The sequence below is a fragment of the Xanthomonas sp. NCPPB 2632 genome, from assembly GCF_041228075.2.
Taxonomy (GTDB): domain Bacteria; phylum Pseudomonadota; class Gammaproteobacteria; order Xanthomonadales; family Rhodanobacteraceae; genus Luteibacter.
Map to the genome: position 1 here is coordinate 3968863 of NZ_CM192979.1, position 21847 is coordinate 3990709.

At 66.5% G+C, this 21847-nt stretch carries 17 protein-coding genes; 10 read left to right on the forward strand and 7 right to left on the reverse strand.

The genetic code is table 11. From position 1 onward, the window contains the following. Positions 1 to 348: 348 nt before the first annotated feature. Together AB8808_RS17030 and AB8808_RS17035 are read right to left on the reverse strand one after the other, a co-directional pair. Complete coding sequence (locus tag AB8808_RS17030) at positions 349 to 2820, reverse strand: acyl-CoA dehydrogenase (protein ID WP_369930745.1); 2472 nt, start codon at positions 2818 to 2820, stop codon at positions 349 to 351. A gap of 60 nt (positions 2821 to 2880) precedes the next feature. Continuing rightward, complete coding sequence (locus AB8808_RS17035; RefSeq protein WP_369930746.1) at positions 2881 to 3756, reverse strand: alpha/beta fold hydrolase; 876 nt, start codon at positions 3754 to 3756, stop codon at positions 2881 to 2883. A 140-nt stretch (positions 3757 to 3896) separates the two neighbouring features. On the opposite strand from AB8808_RS17035, the gene AB8808_RS17040 reads away from it, so the two are divergent. The 5 genes from AB8808_RS17040 to AB8808_RS17060 all read left to right on the forward strand — a co-directional run bounded on the left by AB8808_RS17040 (position 3897) and on the right by AB8808_RS17060 (position 8368). Continuing rightward, a complete protein-coding gene (locus tag AB8808_RS17040) occupies positions 3897 to 4487 on the forward strand; it encodes a TetR/AcrR family transcriptional regulator (RefSeq protein ID WP_036140014.1) in 591 nt (196 codons plus the stop codon). A gap of 103 nt (positions 4488 to 4590) precedes the next feature. Then, entirely contained in the window at positions 4591 to 6381 is a 1791-nt protein-coding gene (locus tag AB8808_RS17045; RefSeq protein ID WP_369930747.1) for a phosphoenolpyruvate carboxykinase (GTP), read from the forward strand. Between the two features lie 75 nt (positions 6382 to 6456). Beyond that, positions 6457 to 7014: an RNA polymerase sigma factor gene (locus tag AB8808_RS17050; protein ID WP_369931283.1), complete on the forward strand. Its 558-nt coding sequence runs from the start codon at positions 6457 to 6459 to the stop codon at positions 7012 to 7014. After that, a complete protein-coding gene (locus AB8808_RS17055) occupies positions 7011 to 7436 on the forward strand; it encodes a hypothetical protein (RefSeq protein WP_369930748.1) in 426 nt (141 codons plus the stop codon). The genes AB8808_RS17050 and AB8808_RS17055 overlap by 4 nt, the downstream gene beginning before the upstream one ends. A 23-nt stretch (positions 7437 to 7459) precedes the next feature. Next, positions 7460 to 8368: a DUF4097 family beta strand repeat-containing protein gene (locus AB8808_RS17060; protein WP_369930749.1), complete on the forward strand. Its 909-nt coding sequence runs from the start codon at positions 7460 to 7462 to the stop codon at positions 8366 to 8368. A gap of 981 nt (positions 8369 to 9349) precedes the next feature. On the opposite strand, the gene AB8808_RS17065 is transcribed toward AB8808_RS17060, so the two are convergent. Beyond that, complete coding sequence (locus AB8808_RS17065) at positions 9350 to 10309, reverse strand: hypothetical protein (protein ID WP_369930750.1); 960 nt, start codon at positions 10307 to 10309, stop codon at positions 9350 to 9352. A 265-nt stretch (positions 10310 to 10574) separates the two neighbouring features. Between AB8808_RS17065 and AB8808_RS17070 the strand changes: the two genes are divergently transcribed. Beyond that, the gene (locus tag AB8808_RS17070) at positions 10575 to 13466 is read left to right on the forward strand and encodes a bifunctional diguanylate cyclase/phosphodiesterase (RefSeq protein WP_369930751.1); all 2892 of its coding nucleotides are present in this window, start codon (positions 10575 to 10577) and stop codon (positions 13464 to 13466) included. Positions 13467 to 13678: 212 nt separating this feature from the next. Here the strand turns inward: AB8808_RS17070 and hslO are convergent, their stop codons facing one another. Continuing rightward, positions 13679 to 14602 (reverse strand): Hsp33 family molecular chaperone HslO, encoded by a 924-nt coding sequence (gene hslO, locus AB8808_RS17075; RefSeq protein ID WP_369930752.1) that lies wholly within the window; start codon positions 14600 to 14602, stop codon positions 13679 to 13681. Between the two features lie 106 nt (positions 14603 to 14708). Between hslO and mtgA the strand changes: the two genes are divergently transcribed. The 3 genes from mtgA to AB8808_RS17090 are packed head-to-tail and all read left to right on the forward strand — an operon-like array spanning position 14709 to position 16905. Beyond that, positions 14709 to 15449 (forward strand): monofunctional biosynthetic peptidoglycan transglycosylase, encoded by a 741-nt coding sequence (gene mtgA / locus AB8808_RS17080; protein WP_369930753.1) that lies wholly within the window; start codon positions 14709 to 14711, stop codon positions 15447 to 15449. 8 nt (positions 15450 to 15457) lie between these two features. After that, positions 15458 to 16429, forward strand: a complete 972-nt coding sequence (locus tag AB8808_RS17085; protein ID WP_369930754.1) for a glycosyltransferase family 2 protein — start codon at positions 15458 to 15460, stop codon at positions 16427 to 16429. Between the two features lie 47 nt (positions 16430 to 16476). Continuing rightward, positions 16477 to 16905, forward strand: coding sequence for a CBS domain-containing protein (locus AB8808_RS17090; protein WP_369930755.1), 429 nt, complete (start codon positions 16477 to 16479; stop codon positions 16903 to 16905). Here AB8808_RS17090 and AB8808_RS17095 read toward each other — a convergent pair. After that, a complete protein-coding gene (locus AB8808_RS17095) occupies positions 16890 to 18245 on the reverse strand; it encodes an NTP/NDP exchange transporter (protein WP_369930756.1) in 1356 nt (451 codons plus the stop codon). The genes AB8808_RS17090 and AB8808_RS17095 overlap by 16 nt on opposite strands. Positions 18246 to 18360: 115 nt before the next feature. On the opposite strand from AB8808_RS17095, the gene AB8808_RS17100 reads away from it, so the two are divergent. After that, positions 18361 to 19722: a serine hydrolase domain-containing protein gene (locus AB8808_RS17100; RefSeq protein ID WP_369930757.1), complete on the forward strand. Its 1362-nt coding sequence runs from the start codon at positions 18361 to 18363 to the stop codon at positions 19720 to 19722. 27 nt (positions 19723 to 19749) lie between these two features. On the opposite strand, the gene AB8808_RS17105 is transcribed toward AB8808_RS17100, so the two are convergent. Then, positions 19750 to 20799: an energy transducer TonB gene (locus tag AB8808_RS17105; RefSeq protein WP_369930759.1), complete on the reverse strand. Its 1050-nt coding sequence runs from the start codon at positions 20797 to 20799 to the stop codon at positions 19750 to 19752. A 234-nt stretch (positions 20800 to 21033) separates the two neighbouring features. Further along, positions 21034 to 21702 carry a met regulon transcriptional regulator MetJ gene (metJ, locus tag AB8808_RS17110; RefSeq protein WP_369930760.1) on the reverse strand — a complete coding sequence of 223 codons (669 nt, stop codon included), beginning with the start codon at positions 21700 to 21702 and terminating at the stop codon, positions 21034 to 21036. Between the last annotated feature and the right edge of the window lie 145 nt (positions 21703 to 21847).

Sequence of the window (21847 nt, forward strand, 5' to 3'; positions counted from 1 at the left end):
AGGAGCCGACGATGTCGGCGAACCCTCAACCTACCTATCGCGAATGAGGAAGGACCGTTTGCACGGGCGAGCGTTTCGACGTCCGGGCATTAGCCTCGTTTTGCGCTGAAAAAAGCGCCTGCACGATCGGGGTGCTTGGCTTTCTTCGGCATCGATTGTGTTGAGGGTTCGCGGACATCGTCCGCTCCTACACACGGCACCATGCCGTGGTGCATTCCCATGTAGCGATGGGTGCCGGCCGCGATGCCTTGATGCGTTTCCGTGTTGCGATGAGGTACATGACGCACAAAAAAGGGGCCACGATGTCTCGTGGCCCCTTCGCGTAACAGCAATGATCGTTAGCGGGCGTTACGCCGCGCGTACCGCCTTCATCTGCTCGGCATTGCGAATCACATTGGCGCGCAGTTCCTCGGTGTCGAAATCGTCCACCGCGATGAACTCCGCCACGCCATCACGCACGCGCTGCAACAGTTCGCGCTCGGCGGCGTTGATGGCGCCCATCTTCTCCGCTTCGGCAAGTTGCTCGTTGTACGTGTGCGCCTTTAGCTGACCACCCTTGAGCGCCTTGACGAACTTGCGCTCCACCGGCTCGGCGGCGATCACGTCGGGCAACAGCGCGTTCATGCGACCCACGGTGTTGTTCGGCGTCGGCGTCATGTAGCTCCAGGTGGTGAGGCGGTCGCGGGCTTCGCTGGGCGCGGTGATCAGCGCGGCGACACGACGGCCCAGGCGATCCGACGGCGGCACTTCGCGCCGACCGAACGGGAAGACCAGGGCACGCAGCAGCCAGGCCACCGGACGCACGGGGAAGTTGCGGATCACGCCATCCAGCGCCATCTGCATGTTCCACACGCACTGGTGGAACGCCCACGCCAGAAGCGGGCGATCGGCCTCCGGGCGGCCCGTGTCTTCGTAGCGCTTGAGCATCGCACTGGCGATGTACAGGTACGACAGCACGTCACCCAGGCGGGCCGACAGCTTCTCCTTGAACTTCAGCTTGCCGCCCAGCACGCCCATGGCGACGTCCGCACACAGCGCCAGCGCTGCCGAGTAGCGGTTGAGTTTGCGGTAGTAGCGGCGCGTGTAGGCGTCGCCGGCGGTGTCACCGATCTTCGCGGCCGTGACGCCCAGCACGAAGCTGCGCACCGCATTGGAGATGCCGAAGCCGATATGACCGAACAGTGCCTTGTCGAAGGTTTTCAGGCGCTCGCGGTAGTCGGCGATGCCCAGGGCCTGCATTTCCTTCAGCACATAAGGGTGGCAGCGAATGGCACCCTGGCCGAAGATCATCAGGCTGCGCGTCATGATGTTCGCGCCTTCCACCGTGATGGCGATGGGCACCGACTGCCAACCGCGCCCCATGTAGTTCTTCGGGCCGAGGATGACGCCCTTGCCACCGTGCACGTCCATCGCGTCGGAAGCGATCTGGCGGCACCATTCCGTGGCGTGGTACTTGGCGATGGCCGACGGCACGGCAGGCTTCTCACCGCGATCCACGGCAGCGGCCGTGGCGCGCGACAGTGCCTGCATGGCGTAGGTGAGGCCACCGATCCGGGCCAGGGCTTCTTCCACGCCCTCGAACCGACCGATGGCCAGGCCGAACTGCTTGCGCATGCGTGCATACGAGCCCGTGGCCGACACCGCCATGCGCGAGGCACCGGTGGCGTTCGACGGCAGCGAGATGGCACGACCCACCGACAGGCACTCGACCAACATGCGCCAGCCCTGGCCGGCCATGTGCGGGCCACCGATCAGCACCGACAACGGCACGAACATGTCCTTGCCGTGCACCGGGCCGTTCTGGAACGGCGTGTTCAGCGGGAAATGGCGGCGGCCGATTTGCAGCCCCGGGGTCTCGCGCGGCAGCAGCGCCAGCGTGATGCCGAGGTCTTCCTTGTCGCCCAGCAGCTTGTCCGGGTCGTACATGCGGAAGGCCAGGCCGACGATGGTCGCCACCGGCGCCAGCGTGATGTAACGCTTGTCGAAGGTGAGACGGATGCCGACCGTTTCTTCGCCGTTCCACACGCCCTTGGTGACGATGCCGAAATCGGGAATGGAGGTGGCGTCGGAACCCGCGTAGGGGCCGGTCAGCGCAAAGCAGGGAATTTCACGGCCATCGGCCAGGCGCGGCAGGTAGTGGTTCTTCTGCTCATCGCTGCCGTAATGCATCAGCAGTTCGCCAGGCCCGAGCGAGTTCGGCACCGCGACGGTGGAGGCCACCGTCTGCGACATGCTGGACAGCTTCTGCAGCACGGCGGAATGCGCCAGCGCCGAGAAGCCCAGGCCACCGTAGCTCTTGGGAATGATCATGCCGAAGAACTTGTTCTTCTTGATGAAGTCCCAGACGTTCGGCGGCAGGTCGGCCAGCTCGTGGGTGATCTGCCAGTCGTCGATCATGCTGCACAGTTCCTCGACCGGGCCATCGAGGAAGGCCTGCTCCTCGACCGACAGTTCCGGGCGCGGCTGGCGCAGCAGTTCGGACCACTCCGGCTTGCCCGAGAACAGCTGCCCCTCGAAACCGACGGTGCCGGCCTCGAGCGCGGTCTGCTCGGTGTCAGACAGTTTCGGGGTGACCTTGGCGAACAGGGACAGCAGCGGCGCGCTGATCTTCTTGCGCCGGAAGTCCACCATCATCAGCGGCACGGCGACGAGGGCCAGCAGGATGAGCAGGACCACGGTGGTCACCGGCGCGCCGGCAAGCACGCCGACCACGAGGATCGTGACGCCCGTGGCGATGGCCCACGTCTTCAGGGACGTGCGGTGGTAGGCACAGGCACCGGAGGCGATGAGCGCCGCCAGCACAACCAGGATCGCAGACATCGGAATCACCTCGTTACAGTCGAACTACGGAAAAGGAAAACGGGTAGGGCGTGGAACGTTTCAGAGCGTATCCATGAACAGGACGATCTCGCGGGTGAACGCATCGTTGGCATCCCCCGCCACCATGTGGGTCGCCCCGGGAAGGCTGACATGCCGCGCGTGCGGCACCAGCCGGAGGAATTCCTCCACCGTCTGGGTGGAAACGACGTCGCTGCGGGCACCGGACAGCAGCAGCACCGGCACGCTCACTCGTTCCGCCGCTTCGAACAACTGCGGCTGGTAGCGCTCGCTCTCGGCCACCATGCCGTCGAGCAATGCCGGGTCCCAGTGCCAGCGCAGCCGTCCGTCGTCGCCCCGGCGCAGCAATGGCGCCAGCTGCGACGCCGTCTTGCGCTCGCGACGCTGGGGCAGGTACGCCTCGATGGCCGAGGCCGCCTCGTCGTAACTGGCAAAACCGTGGGGGTGTGCGCGCATGAAGCCGAGGATACGTTCCACCCCCGCGGTTTCCCACCTTGGCGTGATGTCGACCAGCACGAGCGCCGAGAACGGCGTGGCCCCGGACGATCCACCCGCGGCCACGAGGCCCAGCAGGCCACCCATCGACGCACCCACCAGCACGGGAGGCCGGCCGTCCGGCGAAGCGGAGGCCCGCGCCACGACCAGCAGATCATCCACGAATTGCTGCATGTGGTATTCACCGCGCGGCAGACGGTCGCTCTCGCCATGACCTCGCGCGTCGAACGTGGTGCTGTCGAAACCCTGTTCCGCCAGGGCCACCGCAGTGCCGGTCCAGGCGTGGCGGGTCTGGCCGAAGCCATGGGCGAACAGCAGGGCGGGCGAGCGGTGCCCTGGCCTGCGCTCGGTCGCCAGCGCCACCCCGTCCATGGCGACGAGGCGGGTCAGGGTCGGGCAGGCACAAAGGGTATCGATAACCATACGGTGGAGTATGTGGGCGTCGGGCGGGTGCGTCAATACGCCCGCGTACGGTCATGCAATGGCTTCCAAGTCAAGGTCTTATGCAGCACCTCCGAAGGCCCCTGGATTGCAAACCGCGGCGGCTCCGCTACCATGCGGCGATGAACGACGGTGCCAAGAACGAACGAGTCCGCCTCTCTGCCGAAGACTGGGAAGACGGCGCGCTGGCCCTTATCGCCGAACAAGGCGTGGGCGCCCTTGCGGTAGAAGCCCTGGCACGCCGGCTTGGCGTCACCAAGGGCAGCTTCTACTGGCACTTCCGCACGCGCGAGGCGCTGCTGCAGGCGGCCCTGGAGCGCTGGGAGGAATACGGCGAACGCGAGGTGCTCGCGGAGATCGAGCGCATTCCCGACCCGCTCAAGCGCTTTCCCGAGCTGTTCCGGCGGGTGGCTCACGAGATGCAGCCGCATCGCGTCTATGCCGCCTTGTTGAAGGCACTGGACCACCCGCAGGTCGTCCCGGTCATGTCGCGCGTCTCCCAGCGCCGCATGGAGTTCCTGACCCGGCTGTACAGCGAGGCCGGGCTGGACCCGGTCGTCGCCCTGCATCGCTCGCGCCTCACCTATGCGGCGTACGTCGGCTTCCTGCAGCTCAACTTCACGCTCGGCCTGCCCCGCCTCAGCCATGAGGAATTCGACGCCTATGTCGAACACATGATCGCCACGCTGACACCGGCACACGTCAACGACTGATCGGGGCTGAACGGCGCGTTGCGGCTTTGCTGCACCGTGCCTTGCCAATACCACGCGTCGCAAACTACTGTCTCCACGGACTTTTACCTGGAGACCACGACGGATGCGTTTGGACGGCAGTTCCCTGGAAGCATTGAACCGATGGGTCGACGAGGCCGCCCGCCTCACCTGTCCCGCGTCCATCCACTGGTGTGACGGCTCCGATGCCGAGTACGCCGGACTGGTCCGCACCATGCTCGCCAGCGGCGACCTGCTGCCGCTGAACGAGGCGAGCAACCCGCGCAGCTACCTGCATCGCTCGCACCCATCGGACGTTGCGCGTGTCGAACACCTCACCTTCGTCTGCACGCCCGAGCAGGACGACGCCGGTCCGAACAATCACTGGATGGCCCCGGCTGACGCGCACGCCAAGATCGATGCCCTGTTCGAAGGCGCGATGCGCGGACGCACGATGTACGTCATCCCCTATTGCATGGGCCCGATCGACTCGCCGCTCTCGCGCTGCGGCGTGGAAATCACCGACAGCCCCTACGTCGTCGCCAACATGCGCATCATGACCCGCATGGGTGCGCCCGCCCTGGCTCGCATCGAACGTGAAGGCCGCTTCGTGAAGGGCCTGCATTCCACGGGCGACCTGGACCCGGAGCGCCGCTTCATCATGCATTTTCCGGAGGAACTGTCGATCAAGTCGATCGGTTCCGGCTACGGCGGCAATGCGCTGCTCGGCAAGAAATGCCATGCGCTGCGTATCGCCAGTCACCAGGCGCGTCGTGAAGGCTGGCTCGCCGAGCACATGCTGATCGTCGGCGTGGAAAACCCGCAGGGCGAAAAGCACTATATCGCCGCGGCGTTCCCGTCGGCCTGCGGCAAGACCAACCTGGCCATGCTGATTCCCGCGGAGGGCTACCGGAAGGCGGGCTGGAAGGTCTGGACCGTCGGCGACGATATCTGCTGGATGACCCCCGGCGCCGATGGACGCCTCTGGGCGATCAATCCCGAAGCGGGTTACTTCGGGGTGGCGCCCGGCACCGGCGCGGGAACCAACCCCAACGCACTGGCCACCCTGGGCCACGATGCGATCTTCACCAACGTCGCCCTCACCGCCGACCGGCGTCCCTGGTGGGAAGGCCTCGGCGAAGGCGAGCCGGCCACCGACTGGCAGGGCCGCCCGTTCGACGCCGCCCACGGTCCGGCCGCCCATCCCAATTCCCGCTTTACCGTCAGCGCCAGGCAGTGTCCCAGCTGGGCGCCGGAGTCGGAGGACGCCGCCGGCGTACCGATCTCGGCCATCGTCTTCGGTGGCCGCCGCCCTTCGCTGGTGCCACTGGTGTTCGAAGCCCGCGACTGGGCGCACGGCGTGCTGGTGGGGGCCGCGATGGGCTCGGAAACCACGGCTGCCGCCACGGGCGCCGTGGGCGTGCTCCGCCGCGACTCCATGGCGATGAAGCCCTTCTGCGGCTACAACTTCGCCGACTACTTCGCCCACTGGCTGTCGTTCGACAAGCCCGGTGCCAGGCTGCCGCGGATCTTCCACGTCAACTGGTTCCGCAAGGATGCCGAAGGCCGCTTCATGTGGCCGGGCTACGGCGAGAACATGCGCGTGCTGGACTGGATGATCCAGCGCGTGACGGGCAACGCTCAGGGCGTCGAGACGGCGATCGGGGTCGTACCCGCCGCTGGGGAACTCAACACCGATGGCTTGTCGCTCAAGCCCGGCGCGCTGGACGACCTGCTCCATGTGGACGTAGAGGGATGGACCGAGGAACTTCGCGCCATCGGCCTCTACCTGGACGGCTTCGGCGAACGCATGCCGGCGAGACTGAAGGCCGAACGCACCCGCGTCAGCGACGCGCTCGATGCCGCACTGGAACGCAAGGCCACCAGCGTCGCCTGATCGTTAAACCGTTTCGCCCTTGCCGGCATCCAAGCTGGCAAGATGAATGCCCTATGCCTCGCCGCCACCGCCCTGATGCCGTCTGAGCCGCCCGTCGTCGCCACCACCGACGACGAGGTGGTTCGCGCGGCGATCGCCGGCGACCGCAAGGCCTTCGAGACGCTGTACCGGCGCCACGCCGATCGCGTCTACGGCGCCGTGCTGCGGCTGGCCGCCTTCGACCATGCCCGTGCCGAAGACCTCACCCAGGAAGCCTTCGTCCGGGCCTGGCAGAAACTGGACGGCTTCCGCTTCGAAAGCGCCTTCGGCACCTGGGTCTACCGGCTGGCCGTCAATGTGGCGCTGATGTCCATACGCGCCCGCAACGCCGATCCGGTCAGCATCATGGACGACGACCACCTGCCGGACATCATGTCCACCGACAATCCCGTGCGCGCCGTCGAGCGCGACGAACTCGAAAAAGCCATCGCCGCGCTTCCGCCGCGCGCACGCGCCGTGCTTGTACTGCACGACGTGGAAGGCTGGAAACACGAAGAGATCTCCATCGAGCTGGGTATGGCGGTGGGGTCCTCCAAGGCTCAGTTGCACCGTGCGCGCGGGCTGCTCCGCCGCGTCCTGGGAGACACACCATGAACGAACTCGATTACCTGCGCCAGATGCGCTCGCTCAACCGCCCGGTCACGCCGCATCGCGACCTCTGGGCCGACATCGACGCGCAGCTGGACGAGTCGAACGCGCGCGCCACCATCGCCCCCCGGCGCCGACGCGCGCAGGCCTGGCTGATGGCCGCCGCCATCGCCGGCGTCGCCGTACTGGGTGGCGGCCTCGGCCTGCACCTGGTCGGTCCGACAGGTAGCGATGGCCTGGCCAGCAGGCAGGTCTGGAAGCCCAGCGATCCCCGCCTGTCCGGTGCAGCGGTCGAGCTCGACGCCGCCCACATGGAGCTCACCCAGGCCATGCAGGATTCCCCCGATTCCCCTGCGCTGCAGCGACTGCTGCTGCGTACAGAACGCCAGCGCGATCGCCTGCGCAATCTCGAAAAGCAAGCCGGCTAAACACGTACAGCCAGGACACCCCCATGAAAATGCTCTACCTCACTCCCCTGCTGCTGGCGTTCTCGATCGGTCAGGCCATGGCCTCGACCCCGATCAACCTGTCGAAAGACATCCGACCCGACGCCAAGGTCACCATCGACAACGTCAAGGGCGAGGTCACCGTCACCGCCTGGGACAAGAACCAGATCCAGGTGTCCGGCACCCTCGGCGACGGCGCCCGCCCGCTGGAGATCGACGGCGACGGTCGCGACGTCGATATCCACGTCGAAGGCGATGAAAAGAAGGGCAACTGGCTCAGCTGGGGCAACGACACCCGCATGCAGCCCACCGTGCTCAACGTCCGCGTGCCACGCTCGGTGTCGGTGTCCATCAACGTGGTCAGCGCACCGGTCAGCATCGACGGCCTCGACGGCGGCAAGATCGATGTCGATTCCGTGAGCGGAAGGGTGCGCGCCAACCTGCACTCGCCCGAAGTCACCATGCAGACCGTCAGCGGCACCATCGACCTCGCTGGCCGCGCGGGCAAGGCCGATCTGCAGACCGTCTCCGGCGACATCACCGCCCCCTCGGTCACCGACCGCATCGAGGCGCAGACCGTGTCCGGCCGGATGACCGTCGGCGGTGGCCCCTGGAAAGAGGCCAACTTCAGCACCGTCTCGGGCGACACCCAGGTCACCGGCGGCCTGGTCCGGGACGGCAAGCTCACCGTCGATTCGATGAGCGGCGATGTGCAGATCCAGCTTCCGGGCGACACCTCCGCCCGGCTGGAAGCATCGACCTTCAGCGGCGACCTGCGCAGCGATTTCGGCACGCCGTCCAAGGGGGAGGATGGCCCGGGCAAGGAACTGAAAACCACGATCGGCGGCGGCAACGGCACCATCCACGTGGAGTCGTTCAGCGGTGATGTGCGGGTTCGGGGGCAGGGGCGCTGAGGGCTTGGGGGCTTGGGGGCTTCGAGCAAGAGCCGGCGGGTGCCACCCTCGTGGCCACGCCTGCGGCGACCCGCTAAGGAAGGGCCGCTGGCGCGGCCGTTTGCTTATTGCCCTTCGGGCCGGGTCGGGCTTCGAACGGGGGTTTTCGACTCGACTTCCTGTCTCGCGAAAACGGCCGGCCGTCCTGGCCGGCCCCCTTCGGGCCTGATCCGTTCGAATCCCTCGCCTGCGGCTACCGGCCACGAGGGTGGCACCCGCCGGCTCTTTCCAAGACTGAGGTTGCGTGTGGGGAGAGCGAAGAGCCTGGTTTCGCTTGGTTACTGGGAACGCTTGCTTTGGTGTTGTGCATGGCTTCGTTCGCTTTGGGTGGGTTGAGGGTTCGCCGACATCGTCGGCTCCTACAACAATCAACACATCGCGCATTGAGGGCGCCACGATCTGCCCGGCACATGACGCGTGGAAAACGCCACATCTCGCAGAAACGCCATGCGCTCCCGCGTAGGAGCCCACGATGTGGGCGAAAAGCCAACGAAGCGGCGACGCCATACCCTGCACCTCTGCGGTCGCTCGCGTCACAATCTGCCTCAGTCATTGGAAGAGCCGGCGGGTAGCCCCCTCGGTGCCGGTAGCCGCAGGCGAGGGATTCGAACGGAAAAAGCCCGCAGGGGGTCGGCCAGGACGGCCGGCCGTTTCCGCTGAGACAGGATGTCGAATCGGAAACCTCCGTTCGAAGCCCGACCCGCCGCCCGCAGGGCAATAGATAAACGGCCGCGCCAGCGGCCTTTCCTTAGCGGGTCGCGGTAGGCGTGGACCCGAGGGGGCTACCCGCCGGCTCTTGCCACACGCCACACGCCACACAACAAAATCATCGCGAAGAGATGTCGCGCACATCGTGCGCTCCTACACACGCATGCGCGGATAACGCATGTATGCATAAACCAACATGTGTAAACGAAAAACCCGCCTCATCGGGCGGGTTTTTCAGAGGTCCTGGTGGTATTGGACGTAGGGTGTTCGGGACTGGTCGGGCTCGGGTCCGGCGGGCACCGTGGGGGCATTGCCGGAAGACCAGACGTTCTGTGCGCCGACCGACAGCTCGCCGCGCCAGGGCAGCCGGAAGGTCACGCCGAGGTCGACGGCGCTCCAGCGGCGGTCCGGGTTGAGACCGTTCACGATGTTCGCTTCCGGCTGCATGGTGCGGCCGGTGATCGCGCCCGAGATGGGGCCGCGGTCGACGCCGAAACTCAGGGCCTTCTGGTCGACCGAACCGATGCCGAGCAGATTGCCAGGCAGGAGCCGGATGCGACCGACGCTTGCGCCCAGGTCGATACCGCTGCGCGCGCCCAGGTCGACCCGGCCGTGCGCGTTGAGTTCGGTGCTGGACGACAAGGCATTGACCGGCAGGCCCGAGGCGGTCGCGAGGCCCGGCAAGACACGCGGCAAGGCGGCACCGCCACCCGTGGGGCGGCTGGAACCGACGCCGAGGCCGAGGCTGTAACCCGTGCCACGGAAGGTGGCGCCGACTTCGCTGCCGACGATACGCGGCGGTGCGCCGGGCGTGTAGCAGCGGCTGTCGAGGCTGCTGGACGCTGCGGTGGCACAGGACGCGGCCGTGTTCGCCCAGCCCTGCCCGCTGACGCTGGCATGCGCCTGGAGGCGAGGGCCGAGGTCGTATTGCAGACCGCTGGAAAGGAACGGGCCCGCATCCACCGCATGCAGGGCGAGCGGCTTGGAGGGATCGGCACGATCGTCCGCCTGGAGGGCCAGCATGCGGCCGTCGGGGGCACGCCACAGGGGCAGCGAACCCGCACTGGTCCGGGCATAGGCATCCGGCTGCTGCGACAACAGACGCGTGGCCGTGGCATCCGAGCCCACCGACGCGGTCTGCCCTGCCGCGGCGAGCGGCATCAACAGTAGCAAGGTGAGTACGGATCGGCGCATGAAAGGTCTGGTGGTCGACGGCTGATGGTTACCTCCCCGTGCCCCCGTCATCAGCCCGACGGAGACGGTTTGGACTATACCCCGTTTTACTTTTTACTAACACCCCGAGATGGCTGGGGTTCAGGAAAAAGCTTAGCTGCCGTTTATGACGAGCGGGGGACCGGGCGCGTGGGGCGCAACGGATTCGGCACAGGGCGAGGCCATCGCACGGCTGCCTTAACGCATATAGACTCACCCCAACCATGACCGGAATCCATGTCAGGCGATGACCATAGCTCCATCCCATAGCCCGACAACATTGCCCCCCGGTTTCGGGGAGGTCGAGCCGTTGCACGATGCCGTTGAACGGCTGCTGCGGGCGGCGGACCCTGAAGGCATCCGCGACGAGTGCGAATCCTTCGCGCGCTGCCTGCTGCCCGACGCCCGGGTGTTCTGGCGCCCGACCGACGACGCCCCGACCCGTGCCGGCACCGTGATCGAGCTGGGTGTCGATCCGCAAACCGGACGCAGCCTAGACTTCGCTATCGACGACGACGCCCCCGCCTGGGCCGACCTCATCGCCTGGATGGGCCGCCTGGCATCCGCACGCCTGCGCCAGCTGGCCGAGACCGCCAGCCTGTATGAAGCCATCTCGCGCCTGGCGCTCGCCGAGCGGCTGCAGCGTGCGCTGTACGCCATTGCCGAGCAGGCAGGCGCCGAGCACAACATGAAGGACATGATGAGTGCGCTGCACGGCATCGTCAGCAGCCTCATGTACGCCGAAAATTTCTTCATCGTCCTGTACGACGCGCAAAACCGGACGGTGCGCTTTCCGTATTTCGTGGACACGCTGGACGACGACATCCCCGATCCCGAGGGTATCCAGCTGATCGACGCGATCGAGAACTCGCTCACCTGGCACGTGCTGATGAGCGGTCGGTCCATGATGGGCGCCAGCAACGAGCTGGAAAAAAGCCTGCCCAGCAGGCGCGTAGCCATCGGGCCGCCCAGCGACGACTGGCTCGGCGTGCCGATGAAACGCGGCGACGACGTGGTCGGTGCCTTGGTCGTGCAGAGCTACCGGGACGATACGCGCTATACGGAGAACGACCGCGACCTGCTCACCTATGTCGCCCAGCACGTGCAGACGGCGCTCGAGCGCCGCCAGGCCCACGAGGAGCTCGAGCGCCGCGTCACCACGCGTACCGCCGCCCTGCGCGAGGCCAACCGTGTGTTGCGCCAGCAGGTGCTGCAACGCCAGCGTGGCGAACGCCTGCAGGCCGCCCTGTTCCGCATCGCCGAGCTGGCGAACACGTCCGACAGCATCGAAAATTTCTACGCCGCCGTGCACCGCGTCATCGGTGGCCTGCTGTACGCGCGCAACTTCTATATCGCGCTGCTTTCGGAAGACCAGAACAAGCTGACCTTCCCTTACTCCGTGGACGAACTGGACGGCTCGCGCGAGCCGCGCGAACTGGGCCGCGGCCTGACCGAATTCGTTCTGCGCAACGGCAAGGCCCTGCTGGCGGACCGCGACGAGATCGACCGCCTCAACCGTGACCACGTGCTCTCCACCAGCGGCGCGCGCTCGCTGCACTGGCTGGGCGTACCGCTGATCTGGAACGAGAAGTCCATGGGCGTGCTGGCGGTGCAGAGCTACTCGCCCGAGCACACCTACAGCGCGCGCGACCAGGAACTGCTGACCTTCGTCAGCTACCACATCGCTAATGCCTTGCAGCGCAAATACACCACGGAATCCCTCAAGCAGGCGTACGCCAGCCTGGAACGCCGGGTCACCGAGCGCACCCGTGCGCTGGCCCTGGCCAACCGCGACCTGCGCGAACAGATCGCCGAGCGCGAGCGCGTCGAGCGCCGCCTGAAGTACGAAACCCTGCACGATTCGCTCACCGGCTTGCCCAACCGCACGCTGTTGCTGCAACGCCTGGAACAGGCCCTCAACCATTACCGGGAAAACCCGGGCGAGCTGTTCGCGGTGCTGTTCATCGACCTGGACCGGTTCAAGGTGATCAACGACTCGGTGGGTCACCTCGTCGGCGACGACCTGCTCTTCCAGGTGGGCGGTCGGGTACGCGCCTGCCTGAAGACGCGCGATGTGGTGGCACGCCTGGGCGGCGACGAATTCGCCGTGCTGGTCGAGGGCATCACCGACCCGCAGGCCGCCACGCAGATCGCCGAGCGGATCATCGCGCAGTTGCAGACGCCGTTCCGACTGGGGGCGAAGGAGATCTTCACCTCCGCATCCATCGGCATCGCGCTGCCCACGCCGGAGTACACCCGGCCGGAAGAACTGCTGCGCGACGCCGACTCGGCGATGTATCGCGCGAAGGACGAAGGACGCCATCGCGCAGCCATCTTCGACGATCGGCTACGGCGCGAAGCGTTGTCGCTGCTCGAACTGGAAGGCGACCTGCGCCGGGCGATCACGCGCAACGAGTTCGTGCCGTTCTTCCAGCCCATCGTCGAGCTGGAGAACCTGCGCGTGGTGGGCTACGAGGCCCTGTTGCGCTGGCGCCACCCGGAGCGCGGCCTACTGCCGCCGGGCGACTTCCTGGCCGTGGCCGAAGATACCGGCTGCTCCGAGGCGATCGACTGGCAGATCTTCGAGCAGGTCGCACGGCAGGCCCGCGCGCTCACACGCGACGAGGGCTTCATCAGCATCAATGTCTCGGGCAGCCACTTTCGTTCGCCCGACCTCGACCAGCGCCTGCTCGACCTGTTCGCCCAACATGGCGTCCCCGCCCGTTGCATCCGCGTGGAAGTGACCGAGCGCGCCCTGTTGGAAAACCCGGCCCAGGTGAAACGGATTCTGGAAAACCTGCGCGATCACGGCGTGGGTATCGCGCTGGACGATTTCGGTACGGGCTACTCGTCGTTGAGCTACCTGCACCAGTACCCGATCGAGACGCTGAAGATCGATCGCTCGTTCGTGATCGAGCTACCCGCCGAAGACGACCAGGCCCACAGCACCGCCGTGGTCCGCGCGATCCAGGCACTGGCGGATTCGCTGCGGATGCAGGTGATCGCCGAAGGCATCGAGACCGAGTCGCAGATGCGTGTACTGCGGCGCATCGGCTGCCGCTTCGGCCAGGGGTTCCTGTTCGCCCAGCCGCAGCCGGCCAGCAAGTGGCTGGCGGCGCCGCTGTCGTTGGATGCCTGATCGCCAAAAAGGCAATGTAGGAGCGCACGATGTGCGCGAAGCGAGGTTGCCGCGTCACGCGAGGTTACCGCGTCGTCGCAATGTGGCTTTCGCGGCGGCGCCGCTTCGTCGCTGCGTTGGCTTTCGCGGGCTTGCCGCTTCGCCGCTCCGTTGGCTTTTCGCGGGCTTACCGCTTCATCGCTCCGTTGGCTTTTCGCGCACAGCGTGCGCTCCTACTGTAGGGTTTTGGGGGAGGGGGGGGTGTCGGTTTGGGTTAGGAGGCGTTCGGCGTCTACGCGGTCGAAGACGTAGCGGGTGGCGCAGAATTCGCAGATGACCTCGATCTCGCCGTTGCGATCTTCCAGGGTGGCCTCGACTTCCTCGCGGCCCAGCGCGCGTAGCATGCCTTCCACGCGCTCCTGCGAGCACGTGCAGCCGAAGGCCAGCGACCTGGGCTCGTAGAGGCGCACCGTTTCCTCGTGGTAGAGCCGGAACAGGAGCTCCTCCGGGCGTGTCGTCAGCATCTCGCTGGCGCTCAGCGTCGCGGTGAGGTGGCCGACGCGTTCCCAGGCATCGTCGTCGTTTTCGGCGGCGTCGTGGCCGCCCTCGCCCGGCACGGACTGCAGGAACAGGCCGACCGCGTGCTGGCCGTCGGCGGCCAGGAGGATGCGGGCCGGCAGTTGCTCGGAGCGCTCGAAGTAGTTTTCCAGCGCCTCGGCCAGCGACGGCGTGTCGAGGTCGACCAGACCCTGGTAACGACCGCGTTCGGCCTGGCCGATGGTGATCGCCAGGGCCGCTTCCGGCAGCGCGCCGAAGTCGAGTTCACCGCTGGGCGCAAGCTCGTCCGGTTCGAACCGTGCCAACCCACGCAGGCGGCCCTTGTCGGTGCATTCGGCAAAGAGCAGGCGCAGGGCGCCCTTGCTCTTGAACTCCAGCGACAGCGAACCTTCGAACTTGATGTTGCCGGTGAGCAGCGCGGAGGCCGCCATCGCCTGGCCCAGCAGGTCGCGCAGTGCCGGCGGATACTCTCCCCGTGACGCGATGTCCTGCCAGCTGGCGCCGAGGCGGACGAAGACCCCGCGCACGCCGGCTTTCTCCAGCAGGAAGCGGTGCAGGATGTCTTCGGATGCAAGGGTATCGACGAGCGAATCGGTCACGGTGGCCTCCTGGTGATCCGACGGAAGATGGGGATGCGGCGCGCCGTCGACAAGCCCGGCACGCGCGCGGCCCTTATACTGCGCCATCTTCCTTCGCCGTGACGCCATGAGCCCGACGCCCCGCTCGCTGCCCCGCCGCCTCGCCCACATCGTCGTATTGCTCGTGGTTTCCTGGGTGGCGTTGTCGTGCCTGGTGGTCGGGGTGCTGCGCTTCGTGCCGCCCTGGACCAGTGCCATGATCATGGAGCGCCGGGTCGGGGCCGCGCTCGGTGGCGAGAGCGATTTCACCTATCGCCGCCGGTGGGTGCCCTGGGCAGACGTATCGCCACAGGTCGGCCTGGCCATGGTCGCCGGCGAGGACCAGAAATTTCCCTACCACCACGGCTTCGACGTCGATGCGATCCAGGATGCCATCGACGCCGCCGACGAGGGCAAGCGCTTGCGCGGTGCCAGCACGATCAGCCAGCAGGTCGCCAAGAACCTGTTCCTGTGGAACGGCCGCAGCTTCGTTCGCAAGGGCCTGGAGGCGTACTACACGGTGCTGATCGAGGCACTGTGGTCCAAGCAGCGCATCCTCGAGGTCTACATGAATACCGTGGAGCTGGGCGACGGCGTCTACGGCGTCGGTGCAGCCAGCGAGGCGTTCTTCCACACCACGCCCGACAGGCTCGGCGTGGCGCAGGCGTCCCGCCTGGCCGCGGTGCTGCCCAATCCCCGTCGGTTCCACGCCGACGCGCCCAGTGCCTATGTGCAGCGCCGCGCGGCGTGGATCGCCCAGCAGATGGGCCAGCTCGGCGGACCGGCCTACCTCACGCGACCGGCACCGGCAGCCGGACGCGTCCGCTGAGCACGCCGATGACCTACTCCCTTGCGATCGTCGTCCCCGCTTATAACGAAGCGCAGGTGATCGACGAATTCCACGCGCGTATGGGCACCGTGCTCGACGGCCTGGCGGCGGACGCACGCATCATCTACGTCGACGACGGCAGTCGCGACGACACCTGGGCACTGATCGAGGCCATCGCGCAGCGCGACGCCCGCGTGGTGGCGCTGCGCCTGTCACGCAACTTCGGCAAGGAGGCGGCCATGACCGCCGGCCTCGACGCTGCCGACGCCGATGCGGTGGTGGTGATCGACGCCGACCTGCAAGACCCTCCCGAACTGATCCCCACGCTGGTGGCGCGCTGGCAGGAAGGTTTCGACGTGGTCTACGCCACGCGCGGGGAACGCGACGGCGAAACGCGCTTCAAGCGGTTCACTTCCGCGGCGTTCTACCGGGTGATGGAGCGCGTGGCCGATACCCCGCTGCCACGCGATACGGGCGACTTCCGCCTGCTCTCGCGTCGCGCCGTGGAGGCGCTGGGTGGGTTGCGCGAGCGCCAGCGCTTCATGAAGGGCCTGTTTGCCTGGATCGGCTACCGGCAGACGTCGGTGGTGTACCACCGCGATGCCCGCCATGCCGGCGTCACCAAATGGAACTACTGGCGGCTGGGCAACCTGGCCGTCGAAGGCATCACCTCGTTTTCCACCGCGCCGCTGCGCATCGCTACATGGATTGGCGTGTCCGCGGCCTTGCTCGCCTTCCTCTACGGCTTGTGGGTGCTGCTCAAGGTCTGCCTCTGGGGCGACCCGGTACGCGGTTACCCGACCCTGCTGGTGGTCATCCTGTTCCTGGGCGGCGCGCAGCTACTGGCGCTGGGTGTCATCGGTGAATACATCGGACGGACCTACGCGGAATCCAAACGGCGCCCGCTGTATTACGTGGAGTCACGTCACGGGCAGGCGCTTTCACCTCGCCATGACTCCGCCGGACAGCCTCCGGCGTAGACTCGCTGTTTCCGCGGCGGCACGCCGCATGCAGCGGAGTCACGATCATGCAGCAGGTCAGGCATCTTCTCGAAGGCAAGGGCAAGGCCGTCTTCGCCGTGGCGCCCGACGCGTCCGTGTACGACGCGGTGCGGCAGATGGCGGAAAAGAACGTCGGCGCACTGGTGGTCATGCAGGGCGACACGCTGGTCGGCATCGTGTCCGAACGCGATTACGCCCGCAAGGTCATCCTGAAGGACCGCTCGTCACGCGACACGCCAGTGGCCGAGATCATGACCGCCAGCGTCATCACGGTGTCCGTCGACGACACGGTGGACGATTGCATGCGCCTGTGCACCGATGGGCGCCTGCGCCACCTGCCGGTGATCGATGGCGAAGCGATGATCGGCATCGTCTCCATCGGCGACCTGGTCAAGGCGGTGATTTCCGAGCAGAAGGAAACCATCAACCAGCTCGAGAGCTATATCACCGGCTGATCGTCGGGCTGTTCCGGCAGCAGGTCGGGTGACGTCGCCGCCCGACGCCCCATCTCCGCGGCCACGCAGGCCAGCCCGGCCGCGGTGAGGCCGATGGCCGTGATGCCGACGCCCGCGCCGCGCAGGGCGACCAGACCGGTGGTGACCACCAGGTCGCCAAAGCGCCACACCGCGGTCTCGATGAAGTTCTTGCCCTTGTATCGCACCTCGCGGGGCGTACGGGTGTAGAGCGCATCGGACGCCGGCTTGATCATCCCGTAGGTCATGCCGCGCGAGCCGACCAGGACGATGGCGATCACCGGGATCGTCCAGCCACCGAAGTGCAGGTCGACCAGACCCACCAGCGACAGCCCCAACAGCAGGAGCATGTTGGCCAGCGCCGGCAGCACCATCGCCCAGACCACGCCCAGGCCGCGCATGATCATCGGGGTGAGCGTCAGCTGCAGCATCGCACCGAAGCAGTTGGTCCAGAGGTCGAGGTCGGCGTAGAAGGCCGTGCGCGCCGCGTTGTCCACGAAGTGGGCCTTGGTGTAGTCGGCCATGAGCGTGTAGCCCATGGTGGCGATGCCGTCGCCCAGCAGCATCAGCACCAGCATGTAGCGCAGGAACGGCTGCGAGAACGCGGCCTTGGCGCCCTGCAGGATCGAACCGCCCACCGGCGCGCCGGCACTGTCGTCGTTGATGTCGCGACGCGCGGACAGCGCCAGCAACGCACCCAGCGCCATCAGCAGGAGCGTGGCCGACACCACCAGCATGGCCGGCACGCCCAGGCGCTGAACCAGTAGCCGGGTCAGCAGGGGGCCCAGCAGCGCGCCAGCCATGCCGCCGGCGGCGATGAACGGAAACATGACCCGCGCCTGCTGGCTGCGGTACACGTCGGCCATGAAGCTCCAGAACAGCGACACCACGAACAGGTTGAAGACGCTGACCCAGACGAAGAAGATGCGCCCCAGCGACACCGCGCCGATCCGGTCCTGGGCGATGAAGGCCGGGATGAACGCCAGCATGGAGGCTGCAAAGAACAGGTAGCTGCTGCCGATGACGCGCTTGCGCGGAAAGCGCGAGACCAGCCAGCCGAACACGGGCGTCAGCGCCAGCATCACCACGAACACGATGGCGTAGAACGTGGGCAGCGATTGCGACCCCGCGGCGCCGGCAAGCTGGTCACGAACGGGTCGCAGCACGTAATAGGACGTCATCACGAAGAAGAAGGCGATGACGGATAGCGCGAGGGTCCTGCCCTCGCCCAGGGCGACGCGTCGACGGACGTTCACGGGTGGCGGGCGTTCCGCGGGAATCTGCGTCGAGACTAGCACGCCGCCTTCGTTCAGGGAGGTCAAGACGCATGCGTTGTGGCGAACCCGGAAGTGAAAGACAATGCGGAGGACGATGCCGCGCTCGCTGGCATCCCCCTTCCCGCGGCGTGCCCCCACGCCTCGACCGCGCGAGATAAGCATGTCGTTTCGTTCCGCCTCCCTGCTCGCCTGCGCCCTTGCCTGCGCCACCGCCATTCCCGTGGCCCTCGCGGCGCCGCCCCCGCAGAAACCGCCGGTGGTCCATGTGGACCCCGCGTCGGAAAAACTGCCGGCCGAGCGGGTCAAGGACACGATCGAAAACTACAAACGCTGGATGGATGCCGCCGAAGCCCGCGACGCGGCACCGGCCATCGTCACGGCCATCATCGTCGACGACAAGGTGGTCTACGAGCGAGCCATCGGCTATGCCAACGCGAAGACGAAGGAAGCCGCCACGCCGGAGACCGTATTCCGTCTGGCCTCGCTGTCCAAGGCTTTTGCCACCGGCGTCACCGCGGTGCTGGTGCGCCAGGGGTTCCTCAGCTGGGACACCAAGCTGATCGACACCATCCCGTACTTCAAGCTCAAGGATATGCAGGCCGCGCAGCAGGCCACGGTGCGTGACATCCTCGGCCAGCGACTGGGCCTGCCACGCAACACCTACGACAACATGCTCGAGGCCGACGCCCCTTACGAGGAGCTGGTCCGCAAGCTCGACGAGGTGGATCTGTCCTGCAAGGTCGGCGCGTGCTACGGCTACCAGAACGTGGCCTTCAGCATGATCGGCGACGTGATCTACGCCACCACTGGCGACTACTTCTTCCGCCAGGTGGAGCGGCGCATCTTCGCACCTCTGGGCATGACCACCGCCAGCTACGGCCGCGACGCCCTCGAGGCCAGCAAGAGCTGGGCACGGCCACATCGTGGCGGGCCGCACAACTGGATTCCCTACGAGCCCAACGACAGCTACTACCGGGTCGCCCCTGCGGCCGGCGTCAACGCCAGCCTGCGCGACATGGAGCAGTGGTTGATGGCCCAGATGGGTGGACGTCCGGACGTCCTGCCGACACCGTCGCTGGACGTGCTGCATGCGCCCGAAGTGGACACCCCGTCCGAGGTGCACTCGCTGCCCTGGCGCCGTGCCCGCGTGACCGAAGCCCACTATGCGCTGGGCTGGCGTGTGTTCAAGTACGCCAACGAGGACCTGATCTTCCACGCGGGCGCCGTGTCGGGCTATCGCACCATGATCGGCTTCTTCCCGAAGTACCACGCCGGCGTGGTGACCATGTGGAACGGTGCGGGCCCGATACCGGCCGGCCTCATGCCGATGGTGTTCGACAGCCTGCTCGGCCTCAACCACGTCGACTGGGCTGGCGTGGAAGGCACCGTGCGCGCGGCTCCGGTGGCCAAGGCCACGGCTGCACCCACGAAGTCGAAGACCAAGGCGAAGGGCAAGGTGGCGCCGGCAAAGAAGACCGCGCCCGCCACCCCGACCAAGAAGAAAAAGAAAGCGTCGAACTGACGCGTCCCCCACCGGGGGACGCACGCCTTACCGACCCAGGTTGAACTGCAACCGGCGCCGCAGGGTCACGGCCATCGGCTCGCCGTTGCGCATGGCCGGCTTGAATTCCCAACGACCCACCGCGTCCATGGCGGAGCGATCGAACACGTGCTTGGGCTGCGAATCGACGACGGTGACATTGGACACGGCGCCATCGACGCCCACCGTCAGTTCGACATCCACCCAGCCTTCCTGGTTGGCACGCATGGCCGCCGTGGGATAACGCGGACTCACCTGGCGTACCAGCACGGCATCGCTGATCGCGCCGCTTTCGGCCGAGGCGGGCGCCGAAGGCGCGGTCGCGGCCTGACGCGTGGCGGCAGCGGACGCCGGAGCGGTCTGCTGCTGCGACTGGGCAAGACGTGCCGCCTGCTCTCGTGCCGCCTGCGAACGCTGGGCTTCGGCCGCCGCTGCAGCCTGCTCGGCCTGCTGCTGACGGGTCGCCGCGGCGTTCTGCTGGGCAAGCTGCTGGGCCTTCTGGGCGTCCAGGGCCTGCTGCTGCTCGCGGTCCAGCGTCTTGCGCTGCGCGTCCAGTTTCGAGCGCAGGATGGTCAGCGTGTAGTTTTCCGGATCGGCCTTGGCCAGCAGGTCGATCTCGCGCTGCGCTTCGTTGAAGTCGCGCTGGTTGATCGTCTGCTCGGTGGCCGCCGAGCCGTAGGAGAAGGTCTCGCGCAGTGCATCGGCGGCCACGGGATTACCCGGCTGCTTCTCCAGCACCTTCATGTAGAACTCGAACGCATTGTTGCCGGCAGGCGCCACCAGGCGCTGCTCGTTCATGGCGGTGCGCGCTTCGGCCAGCAGCTGGTCGACGCTCAGGGCATCGACGTTGGCCACGGGCGTGGTGTCACGCGTGGCGGCGGCCTTCTGCACGGCGACCGGCGCCGGCGACTCCGCCTGGCGGGCATCGCGATAGGGCTTGATGATGAGGAACCAGGCCGCGACGGCAAGCGCGGCGACGATGACGACGACGGCAAGGGTGACGGGACTGACGGCGCCACGCTGGCGTCGGCGTTCGATGGTGAGTGGACGGTTATCCATGGCGGTCGTACGGACTCCGCAAGACGCGCGCCCCCTATGGCTTGACGCGGTGGACCCCCCGTCCCCCGCAGCGCGATGTGGCGACAAGGTAACCGTAATGGCCGCGTGAATCCAGCGATCCGATCCCACCAACGAATAACCCCGGCAAGCCGGGGTCAAGTTTCGAAGCGTCTCCCCGCGCTGGGCACCGCGGGGAGATAATTCGCAAAGCACTTTCTTATAAGTAGGTAACGCTTACTTGACCTTGGCGGTCCGGGTAGCGCGAGCCACCTTGGCAGTGGCGACCTTCTTGGTGGCAGCCTTGCGCGGAGCGGCGGCCTTGCGCGGGGCAGCTGCCTTACGCGGTGCGGCGGCCTTGCGCGGCGTTGCTGCCTTGCGGGCGGTCTTCTTGACCGCGACCTTGCGGGTGGTGGTCTTCTTGACCGGCGACTTGCGGGTCGACACCTTCTTGGCGGCAACCTTACGGGTCGAGGTCTTCTTGACCGCAGCCTTCTTGGCGGTGGTCTTGCGGACCGGCGACTTGCGGGTCGAAGCCTTCTTGGTCGCGACCTTACGGGTCGAGACCTTTTTGGCCGGCGTCTTGCGCGCGGTGGTCTTCTTTACGGTGGACTTCTTCGTCGCCTTCTTGGCGGCGGCTTTCTTGGCAGTGGCTTTCTTGGCAGTGGCCATGGTTCGTCTCAGCTCCTCATCAGTTGGCAGTGGTTGCCCAGTAAAAGCATGGAGGAACGCTTCAACCAGCAGATCGCTGTTCGTCGCGTGCCTCAAATTGTTCACCTGGCGGCGTGTACGTTCATCGGATAGCAGGCGGAGGATATGCAGCGGAATCGAGACGGTGATCTTGCGAACCGCACCCGCTTTCGAACCATGCTCCACGTACGGCCTGATGAATTTTTCTGTTTCCATTTCCGGGTTCCCCGTCAATTGACGCAAAAGCTATTCCTCAACATTTCCGCTGTCAATAAATTTTGGCTCTAAATTGAAGACGTTGCGGACACATAACCGACGATCTGACGGATTGCACGGTGGCCGTGGGCATTACCGTCGAAGC

Excerpts from the sequence above, each read along its gene's own strand:
- AB8808_RS17030 (WP_369930745.1), bottom strand. The coding sequence starts at position 2,820 with ATGTCTGCGATCCTGGTTGTGCTGGCGGCGCTCATCGCCTCCGGTGCC.
- AB8808_RS17035 (WP_369930746.1), bottom strand. The coding sequence starts at position 3,756 with ATGGTTATCGATACCCTTTGTGCCTGCCCGACCCTGACCCGCCTCGTC.
- AB8808_RS17040 (WP_036140014.1), top strand. The coding sequence starts at position 3,897 with ATGAACGACGGTGCCAAGAACGAACGAGTCCGCCTCTCTGCCGAAGAC.
- AB8808_RS17045 (WP_369930747.1), top strand. The coding sequence starts at position 4,591 with ATGCGTTTGGACGGCAGTTCCCTGGAAGCATTGAACCGATGGGTCGAC.
- AB8808_RS17050 (WP_369931283.1), top strand. The coding sequence starts at position 6,457 with ATGCCGTCTGAGCCGCCCGTCGTCGCCACCACCGACGACGAGGTGGTT.
- AB8808_RS17055 (WP_369930748.1), top strand. The coding sequence starts at position 7,011 with ATGAACGAACTCGATTACCTGCGCCAGATGCGCTCGCTCAACCGCCCG.
- AB8808_RS17060 (WP_369930749.1), top strand. The coding sequence starts at position 7,460 with ATGAAAATGCTCTACCTCACTCCCCTGCTGCTGGCGTTCTCGATCGGT.
- AB8808_RS17065 (WP_369930750.1), bottom strand. The coding sequence starts at position 10,309 with ATGCGCCGATCCGTACTCACCTTGCTACTGTTGATGCCGCTCGCCGCG.
- AB8808_RS17070 (WP_369930751.1), top strand. The coding sequence starts at position 10,575 with ATGACCATAGCTCCATCCCATAGCCCGACAACATTGCCCCCCGGTTTC.
- mtgA (WP_369930753.1), top strand. The coding sequence starts at position 14,709 with ATGAGCCCGACGCCCCGCTCGCTGCCCCGCCGCCTCGCCCACATCGTC.
- AB8808_RS17085 (WP_369930754.1), top strand. The coding sequence starts at position 15,458 with ATGACCTACTCCCTTGCGATCGTCGTCCCCGCTTATAACGAAGCGCAG.
- AB8808_RS17090 (WP_369930755.1), top strand. The coding sequence starts at position 16,477 with ATGCAGCAGGTCAGGCATCTTCTCGAAGGCAAGGGCAAGGCCGTCTTC.
- AB8808_RS17100 (WP_369930757.1), top strand. The coding sequence starts at position 18,361 with ATGTCGTTTCGTTCCGCCTCCCTGCTCGCCTGCGCCCTTGCCTGCGCC.
- AB8808_RS17105 (WP_369930759.1), bottom strand. The coding sequence starts at position 20,799 with ATGGATAACCGTCCACTCACCATCGAACGCCGACGCCAGCGTGGCGCC.
- metJ (WP_369930760.1), bottom strand. The coding sequence starts at position 21,702 with ATGGAAACAGAAAAATTCATCAGGCCGTACGTGGAGCATGGTTCGAAA.